At 66.8% G+C, this 14,868-nt stretch carries 11 protein-coding genes and 1 pseudogene; 2 read left to right on the top strand and 10 right to left on the bottom strand.

Going from position 1 to position 14,868, the window contains the following annotated elements; translation table 11 throughout:
* Window positions 1-50 precede the first annotated feature (50 nt).
* The 5 genes and pseudogenes from mnmC1 to GTP44_RS12680 form a co-directional block, all read right to left on the bottom strand.
* Window positions 51-1,748 carry an FAD-dependent 5-carboxymethylaminomethyl-2-thiouridine(34) oxidoreductase MnmC1 gene (gene mnmC1, locus GTP44_RS12655; protein WP_229256896.1) on the bottom strand — a complete coding sequence of 566 codons (1,698 nt, stop codon included), beginning with the start codon at window positions 1,746-1,748 and terminating at the stop codon, window positions 51-53.
* On the bottom strand, window positions 1,721-2,281 hold the full coding sequence (locus GTP44_RS12660; RefSeq protein WP_161019723.1) for a DNA-3-methyladenine glycosylase I: 561 nt from the start codon (window positions 2,279-2,281) through the stop codon (window positions 1,721-1,723). Before GTP44_RS12660 ends, mnmC1 begins: the two co-directional genes overlap by 28 nt.
* Before the next feature lie 2 nt (window positions 2,282-2,283).
* On the bottom strand, window positions 2,284-5,121 hold the full coding sequence (locus tag GTP44_RS12665; RefSeq protein ID WP_161019772.1) for a sensor domain-containing diguanylate cyclase: 2,838 nt from the start codon (window positions 5,119-5,121) through the stop codon (window positions 2,284-2,286).
* A gap of 174 nt (window positions 5,122-5,295) precedes the next feature.
* Window positions 5,296-5,732: pseudogene (locus tag GTP44_RS28485) on the bottom strand (DUF4142 domain-containing protein).
* Window positions 5,733-5,883: 151 nt separating this feature from the next.
* Window positions 5,884-6,381 carry a winged helix-turn-helix transcriptional regulator gene (locus GTP44_RS12680; RefSeq protein ID WP_090190197.1) on the bottom strand — a complete coding sequence of 166 codons (498 nt, stop codon included), beginning with the start codon at window positions 6,379-6,381 and terminating at the stop codon, window positions 5,884-5,886.
* Window positions 6,382-6,840: 459 nt separating this feature from the next.
* On the opposite strand from GTP44_RS12680, the gene GTP44_RS12685 reads away from it, so the two are divergent.
* Window positions 6,841-7,116, top strand: coding sequence for a hypothetical protein (locus GTP44_RS12685; protein ID WP_161019724.1), 276 nt, complete (start codon window positions 6,841-6,843; stop codon window positions 7,114-7,116).
* Between the two features lie 17 nt (window positions 7,117-7,133).
* Here the strand turns inward: GTP44_RS12685 and GTP44_RS12690 are convergent, their stop codons facing one another.
* Genes GTP44_RS12690 through GTP44_RS12700 form a run of 3 tightly spaced genes read right to left on the bottom strand, consistent with a single transcriptional unit; the run spans window position 7,134 to window position 11,200 of the window.
* The gene (locus tag GTP44_RS12690) at window positions 7,134-8,153 is read right to left on the bottom strand and encodes a Csu type fimbrial protein (RefSeq protein WP_161019725.1); all 1,020 of its coding nucleotides are present in this window, start codon (window positions 8,151-8,153) and stop codon (window positions 7,134-7,136) included.
* On the bottom strand, window positions 8,150-10,468 hold the full coding sequence (locus tag GTP44_RS12695; RefSeq protein WP_161019726.1) for a fimbria/pilus outer membrane usher protein: 2,319 nt from the start codon (window positions 10,466-10,468) through the stop codon (window positions 8,150-8,152). The genes GTP44_RS12690 and GTP44_RS12695 overlap by 4 nt, the downstream gene beginning before the upstream one ends.
* A 6-nt stretch (window positions 10,469-10,474) precedes the next feature.
* Window positions 10,475-11,200, bottom strand: coding sequence for a fimbrial biogenesis chaperone (locus GTP44_RS12700; RefSeq protein WP_161019727.1), 726 nt, complete (start codon window positions 11,198-11,200; stop codon window positions 10,475-10,477).
* Between the two features lie 184 nt (window positions 11,201-11,384).
* On the opposite strand from GTP44_RS12700, the gene GTP44_RS12705 reads away from it, so the two are divergent.
* The gene (locus GTP44_RS12705) at window positions 11,385-12,167 is read left to right on the top strand and encodes a response regulator transcription factor (RefSeq protein ID WP_160991358.1); all 783 of its coding nucleotides are present in this window, start codon (window positions 11,385-11,387) and stop codon (window positions 12,165-12,167) included.
* Between the two features lie 35 nt (window positions 12,168-12,202).
* Here GTP44_RS12705 and pnuC read toward each other — a convergent pair whose 3' ends face one another.
* Window positions 12,203-12,769, bottom strand: a complete 567-nt coding sequence (pnuC, locus tag GTP44_RS12710; protein WP_161019728.1) for a nicotinamide riboside transporter PnuC — start codon at window positions 12,767-12,769, stop codon at window positions 12,203-12,205.
* Window positions 12,770-12,796: 27 nt separating this feature from the next.
* Window positions 12,797-14,770, bottom strand: coding sequence for a hybrid sensor histidine kinase/response regulator (locus GTP44_RS12715; RefSeq protein WP_161019729.1), 1,974 nt, complete (start codon window positions 14,768-14,770; stop codon window positions 12,797-12,799).
* Between the last annotated feature and the right edge of the window lie 98 nt (window positions 14,771-14,868).

Consider the following 14,868-nt stretch of genomic DNA (forward strand, 5'->3'; position numbering starts at 1 on the left):
TGCTGGTGTCTCCATGGACGGCGGTGTTCAGAGCCGTGATTATAGCCGACCTACTGCTGGCGGCGGCGCTGCTTGAGCAGGAAGCGGCCGGGGTCGAGGGCGTCGGCCAGCGTGGCTTCCAGCGGCGGTGCCGTGTGCTCCAGCCGGGACACCAGCAGCTCCGCCATCAGCGGCGCCCAGATCAGCCCCCGCGAGGCGTAACCCAGCAGGCAATGCAGGCCCTCGTGGCGCGGCACGTCGGACAAGAATTCCAAGCGGCCGGCGCGCTGGTAGTCGGGCACGGCGCCGACCAGCGGCAGGCGGTCCGGCGCGGCGCAGCGGAAGCCGACGCGGCCCGCCAGCGGCGCGCTGTGCGCCAGCGCGGCCACCGCCTCGCTGGGAATGATCTCGGCCAGGCGCGTGAGATTTTCCAGCTGGCTGCTGGCGCGCAGCGCCGGATCGCCGTCGTTGTCGTAAGTGGCGCCGGCGCAGACGATGCCGCCCGACGGCGGCGTCACATACGCTTCGCGGCACACCGCCAGCGGCAGCACGGGCGGCGGCACGGCCGAGTCGACCGGCAGGTGCGTGACCTGGCCGCGCAGTTTGGACAGCGGCAGCTCGGCAAGCTGTTCGAGCTGGCCGGCACTGGCGCCGCAGGCGAGGATCACGGTCGGCGCCTGGACGATCAGCGCGCCGTCACCGTCACCTACCTGCCATTCGTCAGCGACGCGCTTCAGTGTCAGCGCCTCGGTGTGGAAGCGCCGTTGCAGACGCTCGCCGCAGGCGTCCAGCATCGCCTCGCACAGCGAGGCGGGACGCGCCCAGCCGCCTTGTTCGAACAGCCAGCCGCCGTGCGGCGTGGCGGCGCCGATCAGGGCGCCGGCTTCATCGGCATCGGCCCAGCGGGCGTATTGTTGCGGGTAGTTCCAATGCGCCAGCACGTCCCGTTGCACCCTGGCGTGCTTCGCGTCGCGCGCCAGTTGCAGCACGCCGCAGTCGGCGCCGTCGAACACTTTGCCGGCGCCGCCCATGCGCCGCCATTCGCGCAGCGCGAACAGGAAGGCGGCGCGGCTCAGGCGCGTGGGGATATTGTCGTCGCGGGACAGCAGCGGCATGAAGATGCCGGCCTGGTTGCCCGACGCCTCCTGCGCCGGCCGCCCATGGCGTTCGATCAGCGTCACCTGCCAGCCGCGCGCGCACAGGCGGTGCGCGGCGGCCGAGCCGGCGACGCCGGCGCCGATCACCACCGCGCGCTTCATCATCGGCGGTGGCGAAGGCTCGGCGGCACGCGGCTTGCGGCCACGATACTCCGCCACGATGTCCTGCTCGCCGGCGATGCGGCAGGCGAAGCCCGCCGCCGTCAGCGCCCACACCAACGCCTCGTCGGGCGCGCGGGCGTGCAGCACCGCGCCTTGCGCCGCAAGGCGGGCCAGCGCGGGCACCATCGGCGGCGTGACGGCGGCATGCAGATGGAAAGCATCGACGCGCGCGTCCACTTCCGGCAGCACCGCGTCGAGCGCGCCGACCAACAGGTCCAGCGTCACGTCATCATCGACGATCACACGGTGAAAGCCAGGCACATTGAGCGGCCACACCGCCTGCAATGGCGGCGGCGCGGGTGGCACGGGTGGCACGGGTGACACAAGCGCCGCCGCCGCGATGTAGTGCAAACGCCCGCCGCGCGCGCGCTCCGCCGCAAACCGCCGCTCACTGAACGCGGTGTCGAACACCACCCGCGTTGTCACTTGCGGGCCTTTCTGCAGAAGCAATCCGGCGCGTGATCATTCACCATGCCGATGCCCTGCATGTAGGCATACACAATCGTCGAGCCGACAAACTTGAACCCCAGTTTGCTCAGATCCTTGGACAGCCGGTCAGACAGCGCGGTCTTGGCCGGATAAATCCCCTGCTGGCTCACCAGCGGTTTGCCGTCCACATAAGACCACAACAGCTGATCCAGACTGCCGCCGCTCTCCAGCAATCGCAGATACGCCTGCGCATTGGTGATCGCCGCCGCCACCTTCAACCGGTTGCGCACGATGCCAGGATTGGCCAGCAACCCGGCCACCTTCTCCGGTCCATACGCCGCGATCCTGGTCGCGTCCCACTGGTCGAAAGCCTGGCGATAATTCTCGCGCTTATTGAGGATGGTCTCCCAGCTCAGGCCAGCCTGCGCGCCCTCAAGATTGAGCATCTCGAACAGACGGCGCTCGTCGTGGCAAGGCACGCCCCACTCGGTATCGTGATATTCGAGGTACAGGGGATTGGCCGGATTGGCCCAGCCGCAGCGTTGTTTTTCCATCGTCAGTTCAACTCAAGATCACTCGACAAGCCGATGCGGCGCCGCTCGCCGCCCAGCACCAGCGGTCCGGTCAGATTGGACACCAGCCGCACCTCGCCATCGGCCGCCGCTTGTTCCAGCTGCCGCATCAGGCGCGCGAACACGCCTTCGGCGCGCGTCTGGGCGGTGCTGTACAGCGCCGCCCAGCCATTGCGGCCGGAGCGCTTGGCGATGTACAGGCCCTGGTCGGCCAGCTCCACCACCTGCGACCATGACAGCAAACGAGGCTGCTCCGGCAGGAACGGGAAGCAGGCGAAGCCGATCGAACAGGTCTTCGTCAGGCGCACGCCGTCCGGCAAGACGAAATCGCGTTCGGCCACCGCGCGGCGCATGCGCTCGGCCACCCCCGGCGCCTCGTCGCGATGCGTGGCGCGCGCCAGCACCAGGAATTCCTCGCCGCCCCAGCGGATCACATAGTCCGACTCGCGGAACACTTCGCGCAGGCGCTCCTGCATCTGCACCAGGATCGAATCACCTGCCGCGTGGCCATAGCGGTCGTTGACCTCCTTGAAGTGGTCCAGGTCGACCATGAAGAACACCAGGTCGTTCGCGGCCTGCAGGTCGCATTCGTTCAGCTCGCGATGCAAGACGGTCTCGTAGCCGCGCAGGCTCATGGCCACATCGGCGTCGACGTTCTGCAGGAAGAAGCGGCGGTTGCGCAGGCCGGTCAGCTGGTCGGTCAGGCTGACTTCTTCCAGCGCCTTGTAGGCCTGCTCCAGTTCCACATTCTTCTCCAGCAGCTGCTCCTGGGTGGCAGCCACCTGGCGGTAGGCGCTGGCGTTGTCCAGCGCGATGGCGCCATAGGCGCACAGCGTGCGGAAGATCAGCCGTTCGCGCTCGCCATACGAATGCGTCAGCAGCGACTGCACCGTCATCACACCCAGCACGCGCTCGCCGACGCGCAGTGGCGCGAACAACAGGCTCAGGGTCGGCAGCGTGCCCGGAATCAGATTCGCCGTCGCGCCATCGTCGTCCAGCTCCAGCAGCAGCTCGCGCCGCTCGCGCAGGCAGCGCGCGGTGTAGGCATGCGGATCGGCGGCGGCGATGCGCACCGGCGGCAGCGGCTTGCCCGCCTCGACGCCGAACTCGCACACCAGCGATGCGCCGTCCGGCTGCAGCAGGAAAATCGCGAAGTGGGTCGCATCGAGCAGGCCTTGCACGTGGCGGTCCAGCACGCGGAACACCGCCGCCGCGTCCAGGTGCGCGGTGATCTCCTGGCCGATGGCGCTCAGATGTTCCAGCGTGGCGCTGGTCTGCTGCAGCACCTCGGCGCGCTGCGCCTCGGCCGCCGCCAGCTGGCGATGATGCTCGCCCTCGGTCTGCGCGCGCTCGGTCTGGTATTGCACCTGCATGGCGATGGCGCGGTTGGTCGCTTCCCGGCTGTGGGTCTGGTCGCGCGCGACGTTGGCGCGCAACGCGATGGTGTAGGCGCGCTGGTAATCGCCGCAGGCCGCATACTCGCGCGCCGCCGCGTCCAGCAGCGGGCCCGGCACGGTGTAGCCGTCGATGGTGGCGGCGATTTCCAGCGCCAGCTGCAGATAGTGCAGCACCGCGTTGGGCGCCGTCATCGGCGCCGGGCCCGGCAGGTCGTGACGGCTGTGGATATCGGCCAGCACATGCAGCGCGGCGATCTGGCCCGAGGCGTCGCCATGCGCGCGCGCCAGCGCCAGCGCCGCCTGCGCCGCCGCCTGCGCCTCCTCGGCGCGCCCCAGGTGCGACAGCGCGTGCGCCTGGCCGCGCCGCGCGCTGCTCTGGAAATCGTTCTGGCGCAGCGCGTCGCCGCGCGCGGCCAGGCGCGTGAAGCTGTCCAGCGCCGCCGCATGGTTGCCCAGATCGAGCGCCAGGTCGCCCTGGTATTCCAGCGCCACCGCGTAGGCGCGCGCACCGGACAGCGGCGCCAGCGTGGTCAGCGCCTCGCGCAGCAGGCTTTGCGCCGCCTCGCGCTGGCCCAACTGTCGCAGCGTTTCGGCGGTCTGCATCAGGCACATGCCGATGCTCAGCGGCCAGCCGGTCAAACGCGCCAGGTCGAGGCCGCGCTGCATCCAGTCCAGCGCCGCCTCGTGCGCGTTCAGGCTGGTGAAGCCATTGCCGATATTGGTGGCGACGATGATGGCGCGGCGGATCTGGCCGGTGGCCAGCGCGGTTTCAAAACTGCGCATCAGGTGACCGATGGCGCGCCCGTACTCGCTGCGCAGGAAGGCGCAGGTGCCGAAGAAGTCGCTGACCCAGCCGGCGGCGATCGGCGGCAGACTGTCGAGATCGTCGCTGAAGCGGTCGCGCCAGCGCTGCTGCGCCGCGCGGCCGTCGCCGAAGGCGTCGCAAATGCCGGAGGCGGCGTCGATGATGTCGGTGCGCACCGGATCGGCCGCCACGCGGGCGGCGGCGGCGGCCTGGCGCAACCAGGCGTCGCCGTCGGCGCTGGCACCGCGGTCGTTGCAGACCCAGGCCATGATCCAGCAAGCGTCGGCGCGGCAGGCGGCGGCGGACGCCGGCAGCGTATCGGCCGCCTGCTCGCACAACAGCAGCGCCTGCTGGGCGTGGTAGTGGGCGGTGTCGAGTTCGCCGCGCAGCCAGGCCGGCTCGGCGGAAATCAGGTGCAGGCGCGCGCGCTGCACCATGCCGGCGTCCGGCGGCAACTGCGACAGCAGCGGCGCCAGTTCGGACGACAATTGCTGCGCGCGTGCGGGATCACGCTGGCGCAAATGCCAGGCGAGCGTGAGCAGCAACTTCGATCGCTCCGAACCTTGCGCTTCAGGCAATACCACTTCCCACCGCGCCAGCTCGTCGTCGAGCGCAAACATGTCCACCAAATTGACTTTCCTCTACTGTGTTGCCATAGCGCCCCGTTGCGCCACTACCGCATTATTCCACAGTTTGCAGCCCCTCTTCCCGCCCCCTGTTAAGTACTTGATATTTCAGCACTTTTAGTGCGACACAGAAACTACCTTGGCGGAAGTGACATCATCACGGCGCCGCTATGGCTTGCCAGATGCTAAATCTTGCGCGGCTTGCCAATGGCGGTCGATCACCGGCTGCAAGGTGGCCGCCAGCGCCTTGACGTCGGCGTCCCGGGCCTTTTGCCGGGCGGCGCGCACCTTGGCGTGGGCTTGCTTGTGATCCTTGACGTCGGCACTGTCCATGTAGGCCCGGTCGAAGGCGGCGCCGGACAGGCTGTTCAGGCGGGCGGCGGCCTGCTGGTGCCTGGCGTTGGGGCGCTGGGCAGCGTGACGTTTTTCGCCTGCGCCACCTTTTGCACCGCCTGCAGGCCCTCGGTGTGGTCATCAACCATTTGCTGCGCGAATTGCTTCACCGCGGCCGACTGCGCTTTTTGCAGCGCGATCTGGACGGTGGCGACTTCGGCGATGTTGGCCTCGGCCAGATCGGCCAGGATTTGCTGGTCGCCCTTGGCCAGCGACCGGGCGCCGGTTCATAGATCCTCCCTGTGTGATGATTTTTCATTCCAGGGAGAAGCGGCGCGCCGGGCCGCACCATACCCATCGGCAAAAACCGGCGCTGTCTGAGCCAACCCGGCATGGGTTCCGGCTGGCGCCGGAACCACGTGGCTAGGCGCGTGCCGGCTGGTTGATCTGGATCAGGCGCGAACGCATGACATCGGTGGCCGCCGGGCCGGGCGCGAACATATAGTCCTCGTCGTTGATGGCCAGGCCGCTGTTGGCGTCCACCAGCACCTGGTCGGCCGGCTTGCCGGTTTCGCGGCTCACCACCAGCAGGCTAGCCCCTTCCGGCGCCAGATGGTCATTGCCCCAGGCGACGAAGGCCAGCAGCACCGGCTTGAAATCGCGACCGGCCTTGGTCAGCACGTACTCGTAGCGCGGCGGACGGGTGCTGTACTGGCGACGCTCCATCAGGCCGCCCTCGACCAGCCCGGCCAGGCGCCGGGTCAGCATATTGGGGGCGATCTTCAGGCTCTTCTCGAATTCGTCAAAGCGGGTCAGCCCGTAGAAGGCGTCGCGCAGGATCAGGATACTCCACCATTCACCCACCTTGCCGAGGCTGCGGGCGATCGGGCAAGGCATGCTTCCAAAGTCAGTATGTTTCATGTTGCTATTCCTCTCTGTCAGTTTATGAACAAAACTCGTCAGATCGCGACGGCTTCAGACTGGTGGCTTGCATGTTGGACGCAAGAAAGTGTGACTTTTTTAAATGACGGCACCGCTGTGACAATGTGTGTATATTCAGACTTCAATCCGGTCTCCTTTTCTACCCAGAATATTGACTACTTCTCTCTATGAAAAACCCGGTTTTCCACCGTTTTTTTTACCTCCACCTTAGGCTAAAAAACCACATCGAAAACTCTCCAAAAATCACATAATTTCCACATGGAAATTTGCGGGTAAAATGTGAACATTCGAGAGAGTGTTTCTTCAGGGTAAAATTCTTCCTGTAGATCGACCTCTTGAATTGGTTGGCTACCCGGATAACGTAGCCACCCGCCCGAAGGCCACGCACCTCAACAACGTGTGAAGATGAAAACTTTTACCCAAACATGTACTCTGGTTTTGCTCAGCCTGCCCCTGATGGTCAGCGCCGCCGGCAAGACCGCGTCCGCCTCGATGCAGGTGACGTTTGAAGTCAAAGAATCCTGCACCGTGCGCACCACGGCCGATGCCGCCAAGCCGGCCGACCAAGCCGCGCCGGCGGTCGCCTGCCAGCTCAACACCCCTTACCAGATGACCCGCAACGCCGACCAGGCCGCCACCGTCGGCAGCCGCGACGCGCAAGCGGGCGCCCTCCGCCAACGCGCCGCCAGCGGCGAGTGGACCATCACCTTCTAAGTCCTCCTCGACGGCCGTCAGAACGTCACCGTCGCGATCACCGAATCCTTGTAATCCCCCGGCGACGGCGTCAGCTGCGGCGGCACCAGGCCATACACCGTGCGCGCCTGCGTGGCGCCATTCCCCGTCCCGCTCAGCACCACCGTGCCGCCGGTGCCGTCGCCGAGGCTGGCGCCGTCCAGCGTGTTGGAAATCTGATAGGCCACCAGCTCATTGGACGGGCCGCCTTTCATCTTTCGCGCTGACAAGGTATTGCCGGCGGTGGTGCCACTGCTAAACGTGACGGTATAAGCCGTGTTCAGGCTACAGCGGGTCGTCAGCGTGGTCGTGCTACGCACCGCGCTGCTCAACAGCGAGGCGTCGGGAAACACCAGCGTGCCGACATTGATGGTGCAATCGTTGATCACCGGCGCGCTGACCGTGAACGGCATCGCCACCGAGACGCCCAGCAGACAATCGACGAGGCCGATCGAAAAGAAGGTGTAGCGCATCAACACGCTGCCGGCGCCGAACGCCGAACTGAACGTCAGATTGCCCGACGACACGTCCATCGCCGCCAGCGTGGCGTCGGCGTCCAAGCGGGCGTACAGCTTGACGTCCTTCGTCAGCGAACCGACCAGATTGTCGCTTTTGGTCAGCGTAAACGTGATGACATTGGCTGCGGTGTCCGTGCCGAGCCAGCCGCCCCAGACCTTGGCGGCCGCGTAGCTGGTGTCCGTGTAGAGGTTGTAGTTGACCCGTTTGGCGCCATTGGCCAGCTGGCGCGGGAGGGTGACATTGGCACTGGTATTGCCGCTGCCGCCGCGCAGATACAGGCACACGGCCACGTTGGGGGAAGCCAGTCCGCTGAGGAAATTGTCCCAGGTGCAGGTGACCGTGAACGTGGCGTTGGCGTAGACGTCGCTGCTGCTGATCGAACTGACCGTCGGGAACGTGATATCGGTCGGCGCGATCGAGCAGTTGTCGGCGCGCGCCTGGCCGCAGGCCAGCGCCAGCAACGTTCCAATCCACAGCAGGCAGCGGCGCAGGTTCATCATTGCACTCCCTTGCATACCATCGGTCCCATGGTCGCCATGGCGTTGCCCGGCTGCGGCGCGTAACTGAATTCGACCACGCACGGCAGCCCCGCCACCGTCGCCCGCAGATGATTGCGCGGCTGCAGGTGGTCGATGAAGGCCACACCGTCGAAGCCGACCACGGTGGTGTTGCCGCTTTCCACGTGCAGCACCTCGGTGCCGGCCGCCAGCGGCTTGCCGGCGGCGTCCTGCAGGATCACGCTGGCCGCCTCATATTTCTCCACCGGGAAGCGCACCAGCACGCCAGCCAGGCGCGCCGGCACCACGCTCTGACTGCTGCTGGCGATGCGCGCATCGAGCGGCAGCCGCGTGATGTCGATGCCCAACTGATTTTGCAGATACGGCGTCAGGTTCGGCACCAGCATGTAGCCGCTGCCGCTGGTGCGGCCGATGACCTGGTTTTCCTGCAACACCGGCACGCCGGCCACGCCGTCGGTCGACACCAGACCGAAGCCGGCGCCGACCTGGCGCGCCGCGTGCACGCCGCCATCCATCAGCACCAGCGAGCCGGCCACGTCCAGCGACGAATTGCGCATGCCACTGCGTTCGAACAAATAGCCGGTGACCTGACCGTAATTGCCGAGATAGGTCAGCTGCGCCTGGCGCTGCGGGCTGTCGTTGGTGGTGGAGGATTGCAGGCCCCAGCCGAAGCCGCCGCCGTAGTCGGCCGAGCGCGCCATGCTGTAGGTGGTGGTGCGGGCGCCGTCCTGACGGCTGCGGCTGGCGCTGGCCGAGATGCGGTCGCCGAAACTGCCGCTGAGGCTGAAGAACACGCCGCGCACCTTCTCGTCGCGGTAGTCGCGGAAGGCGCTGACGCTCAGGTATAAGCCCAGTCCCAGCGAGGCCGAATAATTGAGCGCGACCACGCGCGCCGGCGGCACCAGCGGCATGCGCTGACTGACCACGCTCACGCTGACGCCCTGGCCGCCCGGCAGCGACAGGCCGAGGTTGAGCCGATCGCTGGCGCTGACCACCGGCGCCCCCTCGGCCACGCCCATATCGCTGTAACGGGCCGACGCGCGCTGTGTCTGCAAGTCGAAGCTGAAGCGCGAGCTCAGATATTGATAGCCCAGCGTGGCCTGGCCGCCGCGCGCCTGGGCGCCATGGGCGCGGCCGCCGCTGGCCGCCAGCGAGGCGCTGATCACGCCGCCCTGCCCCAGCCGCCACAACAGGCCACCGCCGCCATTGACCACGCCATTGCCGGCCTCGCCGTGCGCCTCCAGCGTCAGGTGGTCGCTGATGCCGCGCCGCAGCGAGCCGCTGGCCACCGGCGCCCGCGCATAGCCGAACGAATCGGTGGTGTAGCGCCGCCGCAGCGCGCCCAGCTCGACCGAATAATCGACCAGCCCCTCGGCCAGCATGCGCGTGTCTACATACAGCGGCACGCTGGTGCTGATGGCGCGGCCGGTGGCGTCGCGCGTGATCAGCGTCGCCTGGCCCGAGCCGTTGATGCCGGCCACCTGGTTGACGACGAACGGGCCCGACGGCACCGTCGTGTCGATCTGGCGCACGCCGTTGATGTACAGGCTGACCGCGCTCGGCACCACCGCCGAGCCGCCCAGCGAGGCGGTCGGGAAGGTCAGCAGGTCGGGCCGCAGATCGAAGCTGCGGCGCCATTGCACGCCGCCCATGCGCAGCGAACGGGTCCACGTGAGCGACGAGGAAATCAGGTCGCCGACCTGCCAGGTGGCCAGCGTGTCCGAATCGGCGTGCACCCAGGCGGTATCGAAGCGGATATATTGGCGCCGCTGGCTGCTGTAGTTGAACACGCCGGTGCTGCTCAGCACGCCGTGGCGGTTGAAGTAGCGCAGTTCGTTCGACACCGAGGTGCTGCGCTCGTTGCCGAGCCGGGTGAAGGCGTCGTAATTGATCACCGCGCCCGGCGTGACGCTGACCACGCCCGGCTGGCGCACGGTGCGCGCCGATACCGCCAGCGGCGCGCGCAGCGCATCGTCGACGCGCAGCGCGATCGCCTGGCGCGCCGCGTCATAGCTGTAGCTCAGGCCCTTGACCCGGTCGAGGTCGAACGCCGCCACGCCCTCGACGCCAAACAGCCTGGGATCGAGTTCGAGTTCGCGCAGATTCTGCACGCTGCTGCGCAGCCCGGTGCTCTGGCCCCGGGTAAAACGCAGTATCAGACCGGTTGTTTCGCCGTTCAAGCTTACCTCCAGAAATAACTCTTCATCCTGCGGTGGCGGCGCCGGCGGCGTCTGCGCCAGCGCGCCGCACATCAGCCACCATGTCAGCACGCACCACCAGGCCAGCCGGCGCCGCATGCCGGGTCAGTCCACCCTGGCCACGGTCGTGGCGCTGCTCGGGCGGGCGTTGATATTGGCCTGCACCGCCAACGTCCCGCTCAGATCGGCGTCGCCAGCCGTGGGCAGGCGCCATTCGCGCACCCGGCCCGCCAGCACATAGCCGAACAGACCGGCCGCGATCTCGAACCGCTGGCCGGCGGCATTGCTCAGCTGTAGCGCACCGATCTGCGCGCGCTGGGTACCGCTGTTGCGAACTCGCAACATCCAGGCGCCGTCCCGCTTGAATACGCTCCAGGCCAGCGCCGGCGCCGCGCGCGCATCGGCCGGCAGCACAAACAGCGGCACCGAGTAGCGCAGGCGGATATCGACGCCGCTGGCCGGGCCGTCGTCCTTGGGAATCTCGTCGATCAGAATGCGATAGGTCAGTTCGCTGGGCGGCAACTGCTCGCTGCGCCGCACCAGCCGGATCATCTGGCTGCTTTTGGGCGCGATCTGGATGATCGGCGGGCTGGCCACCACGTCCGGCGACGGCGTCAGCACATCGTCGCCGTCTTTCTGTTCCCACTGAAACACCCGCACCTGGCCGAACACCGCCGCCTCGCCCAGATTCTGCAGCGTGATGCCGCTGGCGCCCTGGCCGGCGCGCAAGGTGATCATCACCGGCGAGATCTGCAGATTGGCGGCCAGCGCCGGCCACGCCAACGCGGCGGCCAACAGCAGTCCTCCCATCCGTGCGCGCACTCCAGCCATTTCGCCTCCGGTTGCTTAATATCAACACTCGATCCAATTATTGTTGATCTAAAAAAACCATGCTTTTGGCGGAAGCGACAACTGTTTTGCAAGCGTAGAAAACTATCAAAAATATTTAAAAGATAGGCATAATACGCAACAGGGAGTGATAAAACTTTATCAACCAATTTTCCGGGGCCCCACCATGCAGAGCACCGTCGAAAGCATCCGTTCCAAGATCCTCATCGTGGACGACTCCGCGTTTGAACAGCGCATGCTGGTGGATTTGCTGAGCGAACTGCCGTACAAGGTGTCGGTGGCCTTCAACGGCCTGCAAGGCTACCAGCTGGCGCTGGCGCAGCGGCCCGACCTGATCCTGCTGGACGTGCGCATGCCGAATATGGACGGCTACACCGCCTGCCGCCTGCTCAAGGCCAACCCGGTGACGCAGGATATTCCGGTGATTTTCCTCAGCGGCGCCGATGCCGACGACGACCGCATCCTCGGCCTGTCGATCGGCGGCGTCGACTATGTGTCCAAACCGTTTTCGCCGGGCGAACTGGCGGCGCGCATCCAGGTGCACCTGAATCTGGCCAGGCGCCAGCAGGCGCCACCGGCCGAGGCCGGCGAGACGGCGGCGGTGGAAGCCGAAAGCGATCCGGACGCGGTGCTGGTCAACGCCGTCAAGCGGCTGATCGCCGACAACCTGGCGGCGCTGCCGGGACTGGCGGAAATCGCCCGCAGCGTCGGCACCTACCGCGAAAAACTGTCGCAGGTGTTCCGCGAGCAGACCGGCATGACCGTGTTCGGCTTCATCCGCGAGGAACGCATCCGCCGCGGCGAGGAGTTACTCAAGGACACCGACATCGACGTGCAGGACATCGCCCTGCTGATCGGTTTCAACAACGCCGGCAACTTCGCCACCGCGTTCCGCGAACGCATGGGCGTTACCCCCACCGCCTACCGGCAGGCGATCCAGAAAAAGTAAAGTTGATCGAGCAACGTTGATCGATCTCGGCGGAATCAGCCGTGCACAGGCTTGCATTGCCGGCGCCAGAAAAACCATGAGGCCAGCGCGTTGAGCCAGTAGCCGGCGTACAGCACGGCGGTCAGGTACAGGCCGCGGCTGGTGTACAGCGGCACCGAGACGGTGTTCACCAGCAGCCAGAACGGCCAGGTGTCGATGCGCCGGCCCATCAGCAGCAACTGGGCGATCACCGAGAACATCAGCACGGCCGAATCGATGAAGGGTGCGTAGGCGTTGGTGTAGGTCCGCAGCATCAGGCCGTAGCCGGCGGTGGCGGCCAGGCCGATGGCGCACATCCAGGCCAGCGTGCGCGCAGGCACGCGGGTGATCGGCAACGGCGCACCGCCGGCGCCACGCCGCCATTGCAGCCAGCCGATGGCGCAAGTGACGATGAAGAAGAGTTGCAGCGCCACATCGGCGTACAGGTTGACGTCATAGAACAGCACGGCAAACAGCGCGCAGCCGACGATGCCCAGCCACCAGGAATGGATGTTGTTGCGCCCCGCCAGCACAATGGAAATGGCCATGACGGCGTTGGCGGCGATTTCCAGCGGTGAGGTCAAGGTGGTCCTTTGGTGGTCGGTGGTCCCCTATGATAGCGAAAGTTGCAGATCGGCGATATTGATCGGTTTGACCAGATGGGCGGCAAAGCCGGCCTGGCGGCTACGCGTCTTGTCGTTTTCCTGGCCATAGCCGGACAGCGCCACCAGCTTCAGCGCCGCGCCGCCGGGTAGCCGGCGCAGGTGGCCGGCCAGTTCAAAGCCGTCCATGCCAGGCAGGCCGATGTCGAGAATGGCCAGCTCCGGCATGCCCTCGGTGGCCAGCGCGATCGCGTGCGCCGGGTCGTAGGCGACCAGCGCACGGTAGCCCAGCGCGCCCAGCAGTTCGCCGAGCGAATCGGCGGCGTCCTGATTGTCGTCCACCACCAAGACCCGCGTGCCGCCACACGGTTCCGCTTTCGGCTCGGGTTCCGGCGCCGGCGGCGCCGCGTCGGCCACCACCGAATCGGGCAGCGTCAGCGTGAAGGTGCTGCCGCGCCCCTCGCCGGCGCTGTAGGCGCTGACCTCGCCGCCATGCATCTGCACCAGGTTGCGCACCAGCGCCAGCCCGATGCCGAGACCGCCCTTGGCGCGGTCCAGCTGGCGGTTGCCCTGCACGAACAGGTCAAAGATATGCGGCAGCAACTGCGGCGAAATGCCGAGGCCGTCGTCGGTCACCTGGATCTGCACCGTCCCGCCCTTGATGCGGGTGGCCAGCGTGACATGGCCGCCGGCCGGCGTGTAGCGCGCCGCGTTGCTCAGCAGATTGGACACCACCTGCGCCAGCCGCGCCGGGTCGCCGTGCCAGCGCACCGTCGGCACGTCCACCAGCAGACGGTGCTGCTTCTGCTCCAGCAGCGGGCTGGCCATTTCGATCGCCTTGTTCAGCACGTCGGCCAGCGGCACGGTTTCGCGCCGCAGCTCGACCTTGCCGCTGGCGATGCGCGACACATCGAGCAAGTCGTCCACCAGCCGCACCAGATGGTCGACCTGGCGCTGTATCACCTCCTGCTCGTGCGCGGTGTCGCTGTCCGGGTAGCGCAGCTTCATCAGCTTGAGCGCGGTGACGATCGGCGCCAGCGGATTGCGCAGTTCATGGCCCAGCATCGCCAGGAATTCATCCTTGATGCGCGAACTCAGATGGAGATCGTTGTTCATCTGTTCGCTCTCGGCCATGGCTTGCGCCAGCGCACGATCGCTTTGCAGACGGCTCAGCGTGGCGCACACGGTGGCGGTGAACTGCTCCAGAAACTGGCGGTAAGCGCCGTCCAGCGGCAGCCGCGGCGACAGGCCGAACGCCAGCGCCAGGTTGGCCCCAAGTTGCAGCTCGGCGGCGCGGATCACCAGCAGGTCGGCGCCGGGACGGGCCACGTCCTCGCCGCCGCTGAGCAGGGTCACCTCCAGCAGGTCGCCCGGATTGTCAACGGCCGCCTGGCCGATGGCGGCGCGTACCTCGGCCTCGTCGTGGCAGCCCAGCAGGCGGCGCGCCAACAGGTCCAGCGTGTGGCGGCGGCGCTCGGCCAGCACCTGCGCGGTGGTCTCGGTGCACACCACCAGCACGCCGCCCACGCGGTCCCGCTCGTCGAACACCGGCGTATAGGTGTAGCTCCAATACACATCCTCGATGCGGCCGTTGCGCCAGATCGGCACCAGGTTGTCGGCGTACCAGCAGGCCTCGCGGCCAGCGCGCACCGCCTCAATCTGAGGCCCGATGATGGGCCAGATCTCCGGCCAGCACCGGCGCCCTTCCTGGCCCAGCGCGCCCGGATGCTTGCCAACGCCGAAGCACGGCACGTAGGCATCGTTGTAGATCTGGATCATCTCCTCGCCCCACCACAGGAACATCGGATGCGCCGAATGCAGGACGATGCTGACGGCCGTGCGCAGCGACGCCGGCCAGTCGGCCACCGCGCCCAGCGGCGTGTCCTCCCAGCGATGCGCCTGCACCAGGTCGCGCATCGGCGTGCCGGCGCCGATGAAGCGCGGCGACGGGACGGGAAATGGCGTAACGGACTGTGCCAGCATGATGGTATCCAGAGGAGAAAGCCAAATAGTAACAACTGCACTGTACGACGGCGCACAATAGGAGCGCCGCGCAAATGCCGTGATAAAACTTGACATCT

The organism is Duganella lactea (genome assembly GCF_009857505.1).
GTDB classification, from domain to species: Bacteria; Pseudomonadota; Gammaproteobacteria; order Burkholderiales; family Burkholderiaceae_D; genus Rugamonas; species Rugamonas lactea.